This is a genomic window from Streptomyces sp. NPDC018031 (genome assembly GCF_044327625.1).
In the GTDB taxonomy this organism is placed as follows: domain Bacteria; phylum Actinomycetota; class Actinomycetes; order Streptomycetales; family Streptomycetaceae; genus Streptomyces.
In genome coordinates this window covers 162,124-178,185 of the sequence record NZ_JBIRFT010000011.1, presented here as the reverse complement: position 1 = coordinate 178,185, position 16,062 = coordinate 162,124, and the positions used below count along the sequence as shown (strand labels likewise).

The 16,062-nt window shown below is 74.4% G+C and carries 16 protein-coding genes and 2 pseudogenes; 10 read left to right on the top strand and 8 right to left on the bottom strand.

Going from position 1 to position 16,062, the window contains the following annotated elements; genetic code table 11:
* The first annotated feature begins 22 nt into the window (after positions 1-22).
* The 4 genes from ACH4B3_RS23605 to ACH4B3_RS23590 all read left to right on the top strand — a co-directional run bounded on the left by ACH4B3_RS23605 (position 23) and on the right by ACH4B3_RS23590 (position 3,685).
* Entirely contained in the window at positions 23-340 is a 318-nt protein-coding gene (locus ACH4B3_RS23605) for a GNAT family N-acetyltransferase (RefSeq protein WP_398465688.1), read from the top strand.
* 78 nt (positions 341-418) lie between these two features.
* A complete protein-coding gene (locus tag ACH4B3_RS23600) occupies positions 419-1,375 on the top strand; it encodes an aldo/keto reductase family oxidoreductase (protein ID WP_398465686.1) in 957 nt (318 codons plus the stop codon).
* Positions 1,376-1,782: 407 nt separating this feature from the next.
* A complete protein-coding gene (locus ACH4B3_RS23595; RefSeq protein ID WP_398465684.1) occupies positions 1,783-2,691 on the top strand; it encodes a phenylalanine 4-monooxygenase in 909 nt (302 codons plus the stop codon).
* Positions 2,692-2,869: 178 nt separating this feature from the next.
* On the top strand, positions 2,870-3,685 hold the full coding sequence (locus ACH4B3_RS23590; protein ID WP_398465682.1) for an alpha/beta fold hydrolase: 816 nt from the start codon (positions 2,870-2,872) through the stop codon (positions 3,683-3,685).
* Between the two features lie 176 nt (positions 3,686-3,861).
* Here ACH4B3_RS23590 and ACH4B3_RS23585 read toward each other — a convergent pair whose 3' ends face one another.
* Complete coding sequence (locus tag ACH4B3_RS23585) at positions 3,862-4,536, bottom strand: hypothetical protein (protein WP_398465680.1); 675 nt, start codon at positions 4,534-4,536, stop codon at positions 3,862-3,864.
* A gap of 269 nt (positions 4,537-4,805) precedes the next feature.
* Between ACH4B3_RS23585 and ACH4B3_RS23580 the strand changes: the two genes are divergently transcribed.
* The 3 genes and pseudogenes from ACH4B3_RS23580 (at position 4,806) to ACH4B3_RS23570 (ending at position 6,831) form a co-directional block, all read left to right on the top strand.
* Entirely contained in the window at positions 4,806-5,699 is an 894-nt protein-coding gene (locus ACH4B3_RS23580; protein ID WP_398465792.1) for an alpha/beta fold hydrolase, read from the top strand.
* 72 nt (positions 5,700-5,771) lie between these two features.
* Positions 5,772-5,953: pseudogene (locus ACH4B3_RS23575) on the top strand (TetR/AcrR family transcriptional regulator); the annotation flags it as partial.
* A gap of 368 nt (positions 5,954-6,321) precedes the next feature.
* Complete coding sequence (locus ACH4B3_RS23570) at positions 6,322-6,831, top strand: GNAT family N-acetyltransferase (RefSeq protein ID WP_398465678.1); 510 nt, start codon at positions 6,322-6,324, stop codon at positions 6,829-6,831.
* A gap of 70 nt (positions 6,832-6,901) precedes the next feature.
* Here ACH4B3_RS23570 and ACH4B3_RS23565 read toward each other — a convergent pair whose 3' ends face one another.
* Positions 6,902-8,557: an MFS transporter gene (locus ACH4B3_RS23565; protein WP_398465676.1), complete on the bottom strand. Its 1,656-nt coding sequence runs from the start codon at positions 8,555-8,557 to the stop codon at positions 6,902-6,904.
* Between the two features lie 113 nt (positions 8,558-8,670).
* Between ACH4B3_RS23565 and ACH4B3_RS23560 the strand changes: the two genes are divergently transcribed.
* On the top strand, positions 8,671-9,192 hold the full coding sequence (locus ACH4B3_RS23560) for a MarR family winged helix-turn-helix transcriptional regulator (protein WP_398465674.1): 522 nt from the start codon (positions 8,671-8,673) through the stop codon (positions 9,190-9,192).
* Between the two features lie 323 nt (positions 9,193-9,515).
* On the opposite strand, the gene ACH4B3_RS23555 is transcribed toward ACH4B3_RS23560, so the two are convergent.
* The 4 genes from ACH4B3_RS23555 to ACH4B3_RS23540 all read right to left on the bottom strand — a co-directional run bounded on the left by ACH4B3_RS23555 (position 9,516) and on the right by ACH4B3_RS23540 (position 13,357).
* Positions 9,516-10,094 (bottom strand): carboxymuconolactone decarboxylase family protein, encoded by a 579-nt coding sequence (locus ACH4B3_RS23555; RefSeq protein WP_398465672.1) that lies wholly within the window; start codon positions 10,092-10,094, stop codon positions 9,516-9,518.
* A gap of 193 nt (positions 10,095-10,287) precedes the next feature.
* Complete coding sequence (locus ACH4B3_RS23550; protein ID WP_398465670.1) at positions 10,288-10,467, bottom strand: hypothetical protein; 180 nt, start codon at positions 10,465-10,467, stop codon at positions 10,288-10,290.
* A 70-nt stretch (positions 10,468-10,537) separates the two neighbouring features.
* A complete protein-coding gene (locus tag ACH4B3_RS23545; protein ID WP_398465668.1) occupies positions 10,538-11,431 on the bottom strand; it encodes a universal stress protein in 894 nt (297 codons plus the stop codon).
* Between the two features lie 351 nt (positions 11,432-11,782).
* A complete protein-coding gene (locus tag ACH4B3_RS23540; protein WP_398465666.1) occupies positions 11,783-13,357 on the bottom strand; it encodes an FAD-dependent monooxygenase in 1,575 nt (524 codons plus the stop codon).
* A gap of 68 nt (positions 13,358-13,425) precedes the next feature.
* Here ACH4B3_RS23540 and ACH4B3_RS23535 point away from each other — a divergent pair, with 68 nt between their 5' ends.
* Positions 13,426-14,103: a TetR/AcrR family transcriptional regulator C-terminal domain-containing protein gene (locus ACH4B3_RS23535; protein ID WP_398465664.1), complete on the top strand. Its 678-nt coding sequence runs from the start codon at positions 13,426-13,428 to the stop codon at positions 14,101-14,103.
* 283 nt (positions 14,104-14,386) lie between these two features.
* Positions 14,387-14,677: a hypothetical protein gene (locus ACH4B3_RS23530; protein ID WP_398465796.1), complete on the top strand. Its 291-nt coding sequence runs from the start codon at positions 14,387-14,389 to the stop codon at positions 14,675-14,677.
* 188 nt (positions 14,678-14,865) lie between these two features.
* On the opposite strand, the pseudogene ACH4B3_RS23525 reads toward ACH4B3_RS23530, so the two are convergent.
* Positions 14,866-15,009: pseudogene (locus ACH4B3_RS23525) on the bottom strand (hypothetical protein); the annotation flags it as partial.
* A gap of 502 nt (positions 15,010-15,511) precedes the next feature.
* Complete coding sequence (locus ACH4B3_RS23520; protein WP_398465662.1) at positions 15,512-16,006, bottom strand: cupin domain-containing protein; 495 nt, start codon at positions 16,004-16,006, stop codon at positions 15,512-15,514.
* Between the last annotated feature and the right edge of the window lie 56 nt (positions 16,007-16,062).

Below are 16,062 nucleotides of genomic sequence, written 5' to 3'. Positions count from 1 at the left end.
GGCCCGGGGCAGCATCGGGCACATGGACAGGCCCGCGGAAACCCTCCCCTTCGACGGCGGCGAGCTGCGCCGGTGGCGCATGAGCGATCCGAGGCGCTGGACCTGGCGATCTCCCAGTCGCTCGACCACCTGCTGCCGTGGATGCCTTGGGCTGCCGGGCATCGACCGCATCGAGATCCGCCACGACGCGGCCAACCGGGCGAGCGCCGCCATCCCCCGGCGCCTGGGCTTCACCGAGGTGGGGCGCGTGCGGGTGTCGGCGCAGCCGCTCGCCCCGGGCGAGGTGGGAATCGACGTGACCTGGCGCCTGCCCACCGGTCGGGGCCCGGACGCCGGATGACGCCGGACACCCCGCCGGGGCCGGTGTGCCGTCGCCGCCGGGCCGCCGGGCCGGAAGCGGGAGCCGTAGGGTCGGCGGGTGACGACGAACACGAACGCGAGTACGGCCCGGCCGCTGTACGGGTGCATGGGCCTCGGTGGCACCTGGGGGCCCGAACCCTACGGCGCCGCCGACATCGAGGCCGCGGAGGCGGCGGTCGGCGCGGCCCTGGAGATCGGGATCACCACCTTCGACCACGCCGACATCTACCGCCACGGGAAGTCCGAGGCGGTCTTCGGGGAACTCCTGGCCCGCGACCCCGGGCTGCGCGGGCGGGTCACCCTCCAGACGAAGTGCGGGATCCGGCTGCCGGACGGTGACCGCCCCGGCAGCTACGACCTGCGCGGGAAGACCGTGCTGCGGCGGGTCGAGGAGAGCCTGACCCGGCTGCGTACCGACGTGATCGACGTGCTGCTGCTGCACCGCCCGGACCCGCTCGCCGATCCCGACGACATCGCCGAGGCGCTCACCTCGCTGCACGCCCAGGGCCTGGTGCGCCGGTTCGGCGTGTCCAACATGGGCGCGGCGCAGATGGCGTCGCTCCAGGCCCGGCTGGAACTGCCGCTGGTGGCCAACCAGTTGGAGATGAGCCTGCACAAACGCGACTGGCTGGAGGCCGGGGTCCTGCTCAACACCCCCGGCGCGGCGGCCAACGGCTTCCCGCTGGGAACGCTGGAGCACTGCCGCGACCACGGCATCCGGATACAGGCCTGGGGCGCGCTGGCCCAGGGCCGGTTCACCGGGCGGCAGCAGACCCCGTCGGAGCGGGCCGCGGCCGCCGTGCTGGGGGAGCTGGCCGAACGCAAGCAGGTGACCCCGGAGACGGTGCTGCTGTGGTGGCTCCAGCGGCATCCGGCCCGGATCGCCCCGGTGATCGGCACCTCCGATCCGGGGCGTATCCAGGCCTGCCGGCAGGCCGTCGGCCGGCCGCCGGAGCTGGACCACGAGGAGTGGTACGCCCTCTGGCTCGCCGCCCGCGGCGAGCCGCTGCCCTGAGCCCTCTCCCGGCCGCCACGCGCCCAGCGGGCCGCGTCACCGCCGCGGCCGGGGCCCGGCAGCCACCGCACGGGCCCGTTCCCACCCCGCCGTGTCCGTCGGCACACGGCGCCACCGCCCGGCCGCCCGGCGGCGGGCCCGGCCCGGTGGCGGTGCACGGGGTGCGGCCCCGGTCCACGGCCGGACCCCCTCGGTCGGCCCCCGCCGCAGCGGAACGCGTCGTCCACCGGCGCCGGGGTCCCGGCCGGGACGCGTCGGCCGGGCGCGGACGACCGCGCGGCCGGCCGGCCCGGTCCCCGGCCGAGCGGCGGCGACGCCCGCGCCCACCGCCCGGCCCTCCCCGGCCGAGCCGTCCGCGCCGCGGCCGGCGGCTGCGCCCGCCAGGGATTCGGCGCAGGATGCTGTACATGACCGATGGGACGGGCCGGACCCCGCTGACCCCGGAGGGCCTGACACTGGGGGACGCCGGCAGCCACCCCGGGTTCGCCGACCGGGACTACGTGCGGCGGCGGAACGCGATCGTGGCCGCGGCGGACGGCCACCGGGTGGGTGATCCGTCACCGCCGGTGGTCTACACCGAGGAGGAACACGCCACCTGGCGCAAGGCGCACGCCGCCCTGCTGGCGGCTCAGGAGGGCCGGGTGTGCCAGGCGGTGCTGCGGGCCCGGGAGGCGGCCCCGGTCCCCGCCGACCGCATTCCGCAGCACACGGAGGTCTCCGACCGGCTCCAACCGCTGACCGGCTTCCGGTTCACCCTGGCCGGCGGCATCGTGCCCAACAAGCGCTTCCTGGGCGCCATGGCCGACGGGTACTTCCACGCGGTGCAGTACCTGCGGCATCCGGCCGTGCCGCTGTACACGCCGGAGCCCGACATCCTGCACGACGTGTTCGGGCACGGCACCCATCTGGCCGACCCCTGGTTCGCCGACCTGTACCGGGTGGTCGGCAGCGCCGCCGCGCGGGTGGAGTCGGCGGACGCGCTGGATCTGATCAGCCGCGTCTACTGGTTCACGCTGGAGTACGGCCTGGCGTGGGAGCGGGGCGAGCCGCGCGCCTACGGGGCCGCGCTGCTGTCCTCGTACGGGGAACTGGACCGCTTCCCGCAGGCGGACATCCGGCCCTGGAACGTGGCCGAGCTGGTCCGGATGCCGTACCAGGTCGCCGGGTACCAGCCGGTGCTGTTCGCGGTCGACTCGACGGCGCGGGTCGCGGAGGTGCTGCACGGCTTCCTGGACGACTTCGACGAGGAGACCGGGGAACGGCACGGGCTTCCGCCGATGCCGGAGCGCGGGGCCATGGGCCGTCTGCGGCCGTGACGGCGGCCCGGGCGGCGGCCGCGCCCGGGCACGGCGGTCCCCGGAGCGGCCGGGACACCGCGGACCGGCCGGGCGGCGGTCCGGTGCCACGGGGGCCGAGGCCGTTCCCGCCCGGGTCACGGCGCGGCACTGTCCGTTCGCGGAGGAGCGGGACGACAATGGGGCGGGAGGTGGACCCATGGGCGGGTACGTCGAAGCGGGGGGAACCACGATCTGGGCCGAGAGCCGTGGCCGGGGGCCCGACGTCCTGCTGATCGCGGGGCTGAGCGACCCTGCCGAGGCGTGGCAGGCGCAGCTCGACGCGCTGTCCGACCGGTACCGGGTCATCGCCTTCGACAACCGGGGGGCGGGACGGACGCCGTTGCCCGACGGCCCCATGTCCGTGGCCTCGATGGCGGACGACGCCGCGGAACTCCTCCGGGTGCTCGGCGTCGGCCGGGCCCATGTCGCCGGCTTCTCGGGCGGCAGCGCGATCGCGCAGGAACTGGCGCTCCGTCACCCGCAGGCGGTGCGCAGCCTCGTCCTCATGAGCACCTGGGCACGGGCGGACGCCTACTTCACCGCCATGACCCGGTCCTGGCACCGGCTGGCGACGGAGGCGTCCGACGAGCGCGCCATGCTGGAGTCGTTCCTGCTGTGGGTCTACACGCCGCGGGCCCACGCCGACGGCACGGTGCGGTGGATCGTCGACGAGACGCTCGCCTTCCCGTACCCGCAGTCCGCCGAGGCCTTCCAGCGCCAACTGGACTCGTTCATGGAGCACGACACGCTCGACCGGCTGCCGGGCGTCACCGCGCCGACCCTCGTCCTCGCCGGCGAACTGGACATCGCCACGCCGCCGCGGCTCGGCCGGGTCGTGGCCGAGGCCATCCCGGGCGCCCGCTTCGAGGTCCTGGCCGGAGAGGCCCACCAACCGTTCCAGGAGTCCCCTGACGTGTTCAACGCGCGGGTCGACGCCTTCTGGCGCCACGCCGGCGGCGCGGCCCCGGCCTGATCGCCGCTCGGCTCCGGCGCCGGCCGCGGCCGGCGGCCCGTTCCGCGCGCCGGTGCCCGGCACCGGCGGCCGACCGTGCCGTGCGCGCCCGCCCGCCGCCGTTACCGCCCCTCGGTGTCCCGGGGCGCGGCGGTAACCGCTCCCCGGTCGACGACGGCGCGGCGGGTGTCGGGTGCCTAGCCGACCGGCAGGCCCAGGAACCGTGCCGGAGCCGCCCCGAGGAACTTCGACATCGCGGTGGCGAGCCGGGTCTCCCCGGGGCCGCCGGGCTCGCCCACCAGGCTACGGAACGTCAGTTCCAGAGCGCGGTCTCCGTCGCGTACCAGGAGAGTGGTGATCCGGCCCTGCTGCCCGACCGGACCGGCGAGCATCGTGCGCATCAGGGCCTCGTCACCGAACCTCCGCTCCACCTTCAGCGGCTCGCTCGGATCGTCGGCCGGGTCCACCACCCGAACGGTGATCTCCTGATCGCCGATGCTCATCGTCCAGGCCGCGCACTGGGAGTACACCTGTCGCATGTCGGACATCCAGGCGACGGCAGCCCCCGCTGCCCGCTCCGAGACTCCCACGTCGACGACGATCGAGGAGTCGGTGTTCATGAACGAGGTCCTGACCTCCCGCCCGGCCTTGTCGGTGAACGCCTTGTTCAGCAGGGCCGTCAGTTCCGGGGTCGGACCGGTCATCGGCGGCGGGTCCTCGTCGGACGAGGGCGACGCCAGCTCGGCGAAGTCGTCCAGACCCACGCCGGCCAGATCTGCCGCCGTGATCAGCAGCAGCTCGAGATCCCCCGACCGCGCGGTCGGCGACGATGGCGAATCGCCGGGTGTGCTCACAGGGTTGCCTTTCGTCAAGGGGCGGATGGTACGTGGCGGGCACCACGGTAACCCGCTGCGGTGTGAAGTCGATCATGGAATCCGCATCGTTCCGCAGGTGCTGGTCAGGGTGGTGGTGTGCCGGCCGTCCGGGGGCCCGTTCCGGTGGCGGGCGGCCGACCCCGCGCACGCCGCGTCCGGGAACCGTCCGGCGGCGTTCGTCCGGCGCCGCGCCGTTGTCCGCGGGCCGTATGGAACGGGCGGTCCGGGGGCAGTCGAACGGCGACGTCCACGACCCGGGAGGCCAGGTGTTCGGCGGCTTCGAGCTCAGGCGATGCGAGGGGGACGGCGCTCGGCTGCGCGTGCGCCACGGAGGCCGCGGTCCGGCCGTACTGCTCCTGCACGGACATCCGCGCACCCACGCGACCTGGCACCGCGTCGCACCACTGCTGGTCGCGGCCGGTCACACGGTGGTCTGCCCCGATCTGCGGGGCTACGGCCGGTCCTCGAAACCACCGACCGACGCGGACCACCGCCCCTACTCCAAGCGCGCCATGGCCGCGGACTGCGTGGCGGTGATGCGCGGCCTGGGACACGAACGGTTCGCCCTGGTCGGCCATGACCGGGGAGCGTACGTGGCCACCCGCCTCGCCCTGGACCATCCGGCGGCGGTCTCGGCGCTGAGCGTGCTGGACGCCGTCCCCGTCGGGGAGGCACTGCGACGCTGCGACGCGACGTTCGCCGCGCGCTGGTGGCACTGGTTCTTCCTGGGGCAGACCCGCAAGCCCGCCGAGAGGATCATCAACGCCGATCCCGACGCCTGGTACCAGGACACCCCCGAGCAGATGGGCGCCGAGGCGTACGAGGACTACCGGCGGGCGATCCACGACCCGGCCACCGTGCACGCCATGTGCGAGGACTACCGGGCGGGCCTGGGCATCGACCGGGAGCACGACGAGGCGGACCGGCGGGCCGGCCGGCGCATCGGCTGTCCGCTGCAGGTGCTGTGGGCCACCGGTGACGACATGGCCGACCTCTACGGTGATGTGCCGGCGGTGTGGCGCGACTGGGCGGGCGACCGGTTGGACGGCGGCCCGATCGACTCCGGCCACCACATCGCCGAGGACGCGCCCGGGCCGCTCGTCGGCGCGCTGCGCGAGTTCTGGCGGAGCACCGCAGCGCACGGCCCGCACCGGGAGTGAGGAGGTGCCGGCGCACCGGGGAACGGCCCGCGGGGTGACGAGGACGCCGCGGACTGACGCCCTCACGCCCTGCGGCGGCAGCGGCAGCGCGCCTCCGGCCCGCATCTGACGAGGATGTCGGGAACCGGTCGCTTCCCGGCGCTGACCAAGGCCGTGTACGACGGCACGGACGTGGACGCCGAGGCATCCTTCGAGACCGGCCCGGACCGGGTCCTTGATGCCGTGGCCGCCGACGCACCCGGCCACCGGAATGACACGCAGCCCTTGCCGAAGGTGAGCGAACTCGGCGCCCGGTGATGGTGTTGCGTCACTGAAAGCGTTGCCACCGCACCGGACACGGAATGACGATACTCGGCGTCGGCGAACGATCGTTCGCGAGAACACCGGACACGGCCGCACCCGCCTGCGAGTCTTCCCCGACTGAGCACCTGCTATGATCTCCGTCAGTAGTGAGCCTTCCCGGCCCGGATGCGACATCCGCCCAGGGAGGCTTTTTTCATGCCCTGGCGCCGCCTGTCCGGGGACCAGCGCTCATCGAACAGGCGTCAGCCCCAAGCCTCGGTATCACCCGGTCCAGGCATGCGGGGCGCGCGCCGGTTGACCACCTCGGCAAAGGAGTCACGTGCCAGACGTATCCATTCGCCTCGCAGGCATCGCCGACCGCCCCGTAGTGGAGCGGCTGTGGCTGATGTTCCGCCATGACATGTCGGAGTTCGACGGTCTGCTGCCCAACAGCGACGGAACCTACCGCAGCGACCGGCTCCACACGGCCTTCTCTGAGCCCGACTGGGCGCCATACCTCCTCACCAGCGGTGACAGCCCCGCCGGGTTCGCGTTCGTCCGCGGTCTGACCGCCCCGACACGGGTGCTGAACAGCTTCTTCGTGGTGCGCGGCGCACGGCGGACAAGGATCGGGCTGCACGCTGTTCAGGAGATCGCGGCCAGGCACCCAGGCTCGTGGGAAGTCGCGTTTCAGGATGCCAACATCGCCGCGGTGCGCTTCTGGCGCCGCGCAGCCACGGAGATCGCCGACGACACATGGGCGGAGGAACGCAGACCGGTACCAGGTCGGTCCGACCTGCCTCCTGACGTCTGGATCTCGTTCCACACCCCTGCGGAGACACACGACTGAACATCGAAGCGGAGAAGCCGCCGAGCACACTCGGCGGCACCGCCCACTCCGGCCGGGCAAGGCGATGGGGTCACCGAGCTGCTTTGCCTACGGCGCTGCCGCCCCTACCGGCGCTGTCGGGGCTGTCGGCGCCATCGGGGCTCTCGGCGCCGTCGGGGTTGCCGGTGGTCAGGCCCAGTGTGGCGAGCAGCGCGAGCGCCAGCAGCCCCGCGCAGACGTAGGCGCAGATCCCGAGTCCGTTGGTCATGGCCTCCCGGGCGGCTTCCGCGACGCTCGCGGTCCTCGGATCGTCCGCGAGGGAGGGGATCACCGAGCCGGCGCTGTCCGTGACGCTCCCGCCGAGCCGGTCGGCGGTCTCCGCCGGCATCCCGCCGTCGGTGAGGCGGTCCCGCAGGTCGGAGCCGAGGGTGCTGAAGAAGAGCGTGGTGAGAACGGCGATGCCGAGGGCGGAACCCAGTTCGCGTGCCGCGCTCTGGATTCCCGAACCCTGCCCGGCCCGGGAGAGCGGCACCTCCGCCAGAACGACGCTGGTGACCTGGGCGGTGGCGAACCCGACGCCGATGCCGTAGAGGAACAGTACGAGCGCGATGGACCACCAGGTGCTGCCGGTCGTCGCCATCAGGCCCAGCATCCCCAGGCCGGCGGCCTCCAGTACCAGGCCGATGCGCACCTGCGCGAGAGCCGGCACCGTCGCGGCCATCCGGAAGCTCGCGCCGCTGGCCACGAAGCTGCCGACGGCGAGCGCGACGAGTGCGAGGCCCGCCTCGAACGAGCTGTAGCCCAGGGTGAACTGCAACCAGAGCGGCATCACCGCGATGATGCCGAACTCCCCGAGGCCGACCATCAGCGTGACGAGGTTGCCGTTGCGGAACGAGGCGATGGCGAACAACCCCACGTCCATCAGCGGCTCTTCGCCCCTTCGGCCGAGTGCGGACTGCCGGCGCCAGAACACCGCCAGGGCGATGGCCGCCACGACGAACGAGACGAGGACCGGGGACGGGCCGCCGTGCCAGGAGAGTCCGCCGACGCGCAGCGTCCCGGTGGTCATCAGCCAGCCGTAGGTGCGCCCTTCGACCAGCGCGAACGCCAGCAGCCCGAGTCCGGCCGCCGACAGGGCGGCGCCGACGCCGTCCACCCGTCCCGGCATGCGGGGCGACGCGGGCAGGGACACCATGACGCCCGCCATGATCAGAGCCACCAGGGGGATGTTGATGCCGAACGCCCACCGCCAGGAGAAGTCCGCGAGCCGGCCCCCGAGCAGGGGGCCGACGGCCGCCGCGGCTCCGATGGTCGACCCCCAGACGGCGAACGCCTGGGCCCGTGCCCTGCCCGAGAAGGTGGCGTTCAGCAGGGCCAGCGAGGCGGGAAGGATCATGGCTCCGCCGATGCCCTGCAGGCCGCGGGCGAGGATGAGCAGCCCGCCGCTCGGGGCGACCGCGGCCAGCAGGCTTGTCACGCCGAACAGGACCAGGCCGGCGGTGAAGAGCTTCCGGGCGCCGTACAGGTCACAGAGGCGCCCGGTGAGCAGCAGGAGCGCGGCGAACGCGATGGCGTAGGACTCCTGGATCCACTGGGCTTCCACGGAGCCGATCCGCAGGTCCTCGATGATCGGGGCGAGGATCACGTTGACGATGGTGATGTCCACCACGATCAGGGCCACCCCCAGCGATACGGCGATCAGGCCGAACCACTGCCGGTGGGTGGGGGGTTGGTCGGTCGCGTTCAAGGTTCCTCCACCATGAAGTATCTTTGCCGTGAAGGTAAAAGAGGCGAGGTAGGTTGTCAAACTCCAGGGACAGGCCGCGCCACCGGCGCGGACCGGACAGTGAGGTGAGGGCGATGGCGGAAGACGAGTTCGGATCCATGGAGGCGCAGCGCGACCGCCTCATGGAGGGTCTGCGGGCCTTCGGCGCCAACTACACCGACTTCACGCAGCGTTTCGCGGCGTGGCTGGGGCTGCACTCCACCGACGCGGCGGCACTGGCGGACATCCTCTACGCGGAGGACCAGGGCAACCCGCTCTCCCCCGCGCGGCTCAGCGAGCGCGTCTCACTCTCCTCCGGGGCCACGACCGCCCTGCTGAACCGTCTCGAAGCGGCCGGACACATCGTGCGCAGCCGCGAGCACACCGACCGCCGGATCGTGACCCTGCGCAGCAGCCCCGCCATCAGACCGCGGGCCGAGGAGTTCTTCGCCCCCTACACCGAGCGCATGACCGCGGAGATGTCGCAGTACACCCGCGCGCAGCTCAAGGACTTCGAGGACTTCATCCACCATCTGCGCGGCACCATGGACTCGCTGCTCGCCGACGAATACCGCGACCCCCGCCCGGGCGGCCCGTCCGGGCACGAGGCCGGCTGAACCACCCGGGCCGGTCCGGTATCCGGGCGCGGCCGTCCGGGAGTCCCGCCGGCCGGGGCACCGCACGGAAGGAGACGGGCCGCCGGGGCGGGCGGCCCGTCTCCTTCCGTGGGTCGCGGGCTCCCTCACCGGGCCCGCTGCCGCCGGTCGCGGGGCTCACCGCGGCGACATGGAACCCGGCATCAGCGAGAGCCCCGCACGGGACGCTCGGACCACCCCGCCTCGGCGGGATCCGCGCGAGCCGCCGCGCCGGTCCTCCCGCGGGGAGTGCGAGCGTCCGGCGCCATGGCCACCGCACGGCCGCGTGGTCCGAGCGTCCGGGGTCATGCCGCAGGCGTCGCGCCGGCCGGCCCGGGGCGCGCGGCCGGCGGAATCTCGCAGGCATCGGAGAAGCCCTGCGAGGTGATCCCGTTCGCGGTGTTGTTCCTGGTCGCCATGTTGACGAACGCGATGTACGCGGTGAGCTCGACCATCGCCGCCGGGCCCAGCCGGTCGAGCAGACCCGCGTACAGCTCGTCGGTGACGGTCGGCGGGGTGTCCGTCATGGCCTCGGCGTACTCCAGGACGTCCCGCTCCAGCGGGGTGAACACCTCCGACTCCCGCCAGCGCGGGACCTGGCTCGCCTTGGCCAGGTCCAGGTTCTGGTGCCGCGCCTGGAAGTAGCCGACGTCGAGGCACCAGCCGCAGCCCACCTGCGCCGCGACGGCCATGTGCGCGAACGACTTGAGACTCGCGTCGACCGCGTCCCACTCGGCCAGCTTGGCCGAGAACTCCAGGTTGGACGTGGCGACCTTCGGGCTGTGCCACACCACCTCGACGGGCTCGGGCACTTCACCGAGCTGGTTGACCAGGCTCTCGCTGAGCTCGGCGGGCAGCTCGGCCTTCGAAACGCGTAGCGCCATGATGCTCTTCTCCCTGTGCGTGGGTGTGCGTGTTCGGCATGAAGACACCGCCGGGCCCGCGGCTGTGACGGTCGGTCCGGCGCACCCGGTCCGCGCCACCCGGGACGGCCCGGGGCACCGGCCCGGACCCCGCCGGAGGGTCCCGGCCGGGACGTGCGGTGGCCCGGCCGGGTGCCGGGGCACTGCCGGCCGTTCACACGTGGAAGCGGGCAGCGGGGGGCAGCGGGTGCTCGTCGGCGTGAACGTGCCCGGTGCCGACGGCGCACTGGAGGTGATCGACACCCGGCGGCGCGAGATGATCCGTACCGCTCCGGTCGGCCGCCGCCCCTTCGACGTCTCCGGCGACGGCCGCCGCGTCCACGTCACCGACCACGCGCGGACGGGCGGGAGCCGGAGCGGAGGGCGGCCCGGTGGACGGGCACGGCGCCGGTGCCGCGCCGCCCTCAGGGGCTGTGCGGCACGATCGCGACCGGGCACGGGGCGTAGTGCAGGAGCGCGTGGGCGAGCCGTCCCAGCTGGAGTCCGCGGTACGCCGGTACCCGCCGGGCGCCCACCACGAGCAGGTCGGCCGTCCGCCCCGCGTCCAGCAGTGCGGTGCGGGAGTGGCCTTCGACGGTCACCCGCCGCTCCGGGACGTGCCCGAAGTCCCCTTCCGGAAGGTGCAGCGCCTCCCCGAGTTCCCGCTCGGCGCGCCGCTGGTGCTCGCTCGGCTCCTCCGGGAGCCGCCCCGCCTCGCCGGCGAGGTCGACCGGGGGCCGGCGCCAGGCCCGGAGCGCGTGCAGTTCGGCGCCGCGTGCCGCGGCCTCACGGCAGGCGAAGCGCACCACGTCGGCGTCCGTGCGGGGCCGGCCGACGCCGAGCACGACGCGGCCGAACCCACCGGACCGGTTCCGCTCACCGCCCCGTACCACGATCACCGGGCACGGTGCGTGACCGGCGACCGCCATGCTGACCGAGCCGAGCAGCAGTTCGGCGACCGGACCCGCGCCGCGGGCACCGACGACCACCGCGAAGGCGTCGCGGCCCGCCGCGACCAGGGCGTGCACCGGGTCCTGCGCGAGGGAGTCCGTGGACACGACGAGCTGCGGGGCGCGGCTGCGGACCCGCTCCGCCGCGGCCGCGGTGACATGGTCGCCGAGCAGTTCCGCGGTGGGCTTGTCCATGCCGAAGGCCGGCTTGACGCCCTCGTACCGCTCCCACCTCGACGCGTACAGCAGCCTCAGCGGCAGGTGGTGCCGTACCGCCTCGTCGATGGCCAGGTCGACCGCCTCGAAGCAGGACACCGAACCGTCCACGCCGACCACCAGGGGCGGCTGCCCCGTCCTCGAGGTCCGCACCGTCCTCACCACCTCCCGTGCCCCCTCGCCGTCCCGTCGCCTCCGCTTCCTTCGCCGCGTCCGTCCGCCGCCGCGCCGCATGTGCCCCGCGGCCGGACGGCCACGGTCGCGGTCGGTGTCCCCGGCGGCCGGGGGAAGCGGCGAGCCCGGGGCGCCGGTGCGGCAGGGGGATCCCGGTGGGGGCGAGGCGGCAGCCCGGGCCGACCGGCCCGGCCCCCCTCCTTCCTCCAGGGGAGCAGACGGGCCGTTCGACCGCCAGTGCGCCGCCGGCGGTCGGCGGACTTCGCCAGGGGCGGCTTCATCCGGCGGCGGCTTCGCCCGGACCGGCGGTGTCCCGCGCCCGGCGACGGATCACCGGCCCACGGCGGAGTCGGGTGCCCCGGGCCGCACCGGCGCCTCCCCCGGCCGGCCGCGACCGGGACCGAACCAGGTGGTGAGGGCGGTGCGCAGGGCGGCGGTGTCCGGTACGGCGCCAGGGGCGGCCGCCCAGGCGACATGGCCGTCGGGGCGGATCAGCAGCGCGGTGGGGGCGGGGATCTCGCCGACGGCCGGCACCGCCCAGCGGTCGGCCGCGGATCGCGCCCGGACGAGGTCGACGCGGTCCGCCCACCCCTCGGCGACCGCCGCGGTCCGGGCGTCGCCCCGCAGGTCGAGCAGGACCGGCCGGGCGGGGTGCAGCAGCTCCGCGACGCGGGCGGCTCCGGCAGCGGTGACGAGATCGGCGTCGGGGGCCCTGCGGCCCGCCAGCGGGTGGTCGCCGCCCCCCGGGTAGCGGAGGTCCAGTGCGGTGATCATGTGGCCCAGCTGCCGGTTGACGTCGTCGCACCGGATGAGCGACGCGAGCACCTCGCGCAGCGCGTCGGTCTGCGCGCCGGGACGTGAGAGCGCCACCTGGGCCCGGGTGTTGTGCAGGACCCGCTCCGCGACCGGGTGCCGCTCGGAGTGGTAGGTGTCGAGCAGGGCCTCCGGCGCCTGACCGAGCACCACCGCGGCGAGCTTCCAGCCGAGGTTGACCGCGTCCTGCACGCCGAGGTTCAGTCCCTGGCCGCCGGCCGGGTAGTGGATGTGCGCCGCGTCGCCGGCCAGCAGCACCCGGCCCGCCCGGTACCGGTCGGCCTGCCTCGCGGCGTCACCGAACCGGGAGACCCAGCGGGGGCTGTGCATCCCGAAGTCGGTGCCCGCGATCCTCGTCAGCGACTCCCGCAGCTGTGCGAGGGTGGCCGGCGGTTCGCCGCGGCCGGGGTGGCCGTCGTACTCACAGGTGATCACCCGGTACCAGCCCGGTTCGAAGGCGAACACCGAGAAGTCGCCGCCCGGCCGCCGCTGCATGAAGAGCATGTCGGCGGGCGGGTCGGCGAGCTCGACGTCGCCGAGCAGCGCGGTCAGCGTGGCCGGCGTGCCGGGGAAGCCGATGCCCGCGAGTCCGCGCACCGCGCTGCGGCCGCCGTCGCAGCCCACGAGGTAGCGGGCGCGCAGCGTCGTACCGGACGCTCCGGGCGCGCCCAGTGTGACCTCGACACCGGTACCGTCCTGGCGGACCGCGGTCACCTCGGACGACCAGCGCACCCGTACGCCGAGTTCGGCGGCCCATTCCTCCAGCAGCCGCTCGACGGCGGACTGCAGCAGCACCAGGGAACGGGGGTGCCTGGTCTCGAACCGGTCGAAGTCCAGCCACAGGCCGGAGAAATGGCCTATCGCGCGCGGCACACCGGCCGCGAGGAAGCGGTCCAGCACCCCGCGCTGGTCCAGCACCTCCATCGTCCGGGCGTGCAGGCCGCCGGCCCGCGACTCGCCGGTCCGCTCCGGGAGCCGGTCGGCCACCACCACCTCGGCACCCGCGAGCCGCAGTTCGCAGGCGAGCATCAGCCCCGTCGGGCCGCCGCCCGCGATCACCACGTCCGTGTCCACCGCGTCCGTGAGCACCATGGCACTTCCCCCTCCACTCGGTCTCTAACGCCGTTAGAGACTTCCCTAACGGTGTTAGAGTGTCAAGCGTGACAAGGGCGGGAGCGGGCGACATGAAGATCAACTCCGAGGTGATCGCACGGACATCGCTGCGACTGCTCCGGGACACCGGGCTCGACGGGCTCACCATGCGCAAGGTCGCCGACGCACTCGGCGTGCGCGCCGCCACCCTCTACTGGCACGTCAAGAACAAGCAGGAGCTGCTCGACGCCATGGCCACGCTGGTCTTCGTCGAGGCGGCCGAGCGGCTGGAGCCGCCCCGCCCCGGGACGCCCTGGGACGACTGGCTCGGCGACTGGGCCCGGCAACTGCGCCGGGTGATGCTCGGGTACCGGGACGGGGCACGCGTCCTCGCCGGCACCTATGTGAACCACCCGGCGGTGTACGGGGCGACGGAACTGGTGCTGCGGACGCTGCGGGAGGCGGATTTCACCCTCGACGAGGCGGCGCACGGGATTCCGACGCTGCTGCACTACACCGTCGGCCACACCATCGAGGAACAGGCCCACGCCAACCCCGCCTACGGCGACGTCAGCCCCTACTCCGTCGAGCGGTTGGTCCGGGGGGTCGACGCCGAACGCTTTCCGCTCACCGCCCAAGCCCTGGGCGACCTGGTCGCCCTGAACGGCGACGACAGCTTCGAACACGGCCTGCGGATCTTCCTGCTCGGGATGCGCGCGGCCCGCGCCGACCGCGCGGCCGGCTGACCGCGGTCACCGCACGGGGCACCGGCACCCGGCGGGCGGACGGGGCCTCGCCGGCCTTCCGGCTCCCGGAGCCGGCCGCTTCCCTCCCGCGGGCGACGGCGGTGTGCCGCGACGGACCGGCCCCCTCGGCCTTCCGGCGCGGCGGGCGCCGCACCGGGGCCGCCGTTCGCCCGCCGGGCCGCCGAGCGACAGGGCGGCAGGCGGGCGGCGTGACGGCCGGCAGGCCGGCGGCCCCCCGAAAGATGTAACCGCCAACATTTTTCTCCGGGGAGATGCTGCGCGCATGAAATACATGCGCGCAGAGCTCTACAGCGGCGGCGGCTGGCAGCCGCTCAAACTCGTCCGCAGGCAGGGCGCGGAGGACTCGCTGGTCACCTTCGCGGAGGTGTCCGCCGCCGAGAAATCCGGCGAGGCGGCCGTCAAGGCCGACATCGCCAAGCTCTTCCAGCAGGTACAGGACCTCGATCCGCTGACCCCGCTCACCGTGGTCTTCCTGGACGGCACCCCGGTCCACGCCACGGCCGCGGCGCTGGGCCACATCCGGGTGGGCGTACGCCGCGAACTCGACGCCTGAGCCGGGGTGCGCCGCGCCCCGGTGCCGGCGGCCCCTCCATGGGCGCGCGGCCGCCGGTGCCGTTCGGTGCCGCCCACCGGCCGGGCGGCCCCGGCCGGTGCCCGCGGCGCCGGGGCCCTGTCCCGGTGGGCGATCACCCGCCCGTCGGGCAGTTCGACCCCCACCGCGTCCCCCGGATGGTCCACGCAGGCCACCACGAACCCGTGGGAGGCCAGTTCCTCGGCCAGGCAGGTCAGCCCCGCCCGGTACTCCCCGAGGCCCGGGGAGAGCAGGACCAGCGGCCTGGCGGCGCCGCCCGCGGCGGGCGCGCCCTCGTACGCATGGGTCCGCACCCCGGCCAGGAGGCCGCTCGGTCCGGGGTCGAACTCGACGGCCTCCTCGTCCTCCTCGGCCTCCTCGGCCTCCTCGGCCCAGCCGTCCGCACCAGGGCCGCCACGGACGGGGACAGATAGCGGGCCGGTGGGCACGGACGACCCGCCACCGGGGCGGCGGGATACCACAGTTGGACCATCAGTTCCCGTGCGCGGTCCGCGTCCCAGGGGTCGGGCCGTGCCCCGTCGACGAGGTACACCGCCTCCGTGCCCACGTGGTGGTCACCGCTCGGTGGCGGCAGCCCTATCGCCCCGCTGTCGTGATCGATCGGCACGTCCGTCCCCTCCCCGTACGGCGCATGCCACTGATCCAAACCCAGGGCGGCGGGGGAACGCATCCGGACTTTCCGGCAGGCCGCCCGTCCGCCGCGCGAGCACCGGAGCGGAGCGAAGCGCGCGTCCCCGGGCCGCGGGCCCGCTGCCCGGAGGCCGGCCGTGCCCGCACGGCCACGGCCGCCGGCGGTCAGTCCACGGGCAGGCGTTCACCGCAGCGGTTGCAGAACCGTGCGTCGGTCTCGGTGGCCATCCGTCCGCAGGCGGCGCAGAGCCGATGGAGCATGCAGGGCGCCTCCCCGCCCTCGCCGCGCGCCCGGACCATGAGCCCCGGACGACGGCGGTGCGCGGTGAGGTAGACCAGCCCCTCCTCACCCGCTGCCAGGGCCCGGCGGCTGCCGCGCGGGAGCCACACGACGGCCCCGGGCCGGAGTTGCTGGGTCTCGCCGGTCGTCTCCAGCCGTCCGCTGCCGTCCGTGACGAACAACAGGACGTCCAGGTCGCTCTCGACGGACGCCGCGACCTCGGCACCGGCCGGCAGCCGCACCAGGTTCGCGTCCAACTGGCGGCTCGGCCGGTCGAGCCGCCACACGGCCCCGGTCCTGTCCGGCGGCAGGTCGCGCAGCAGGTCCGTCATGCGGGCCAGCACGCCGGGCGCCGCGTCCCGTTCCACGTCGTCGTGCATACGCCCTCCGATGTGGCAGGCCCCTGGCCCGCGCTCCCGGCCCCCGGTCCGCCGTC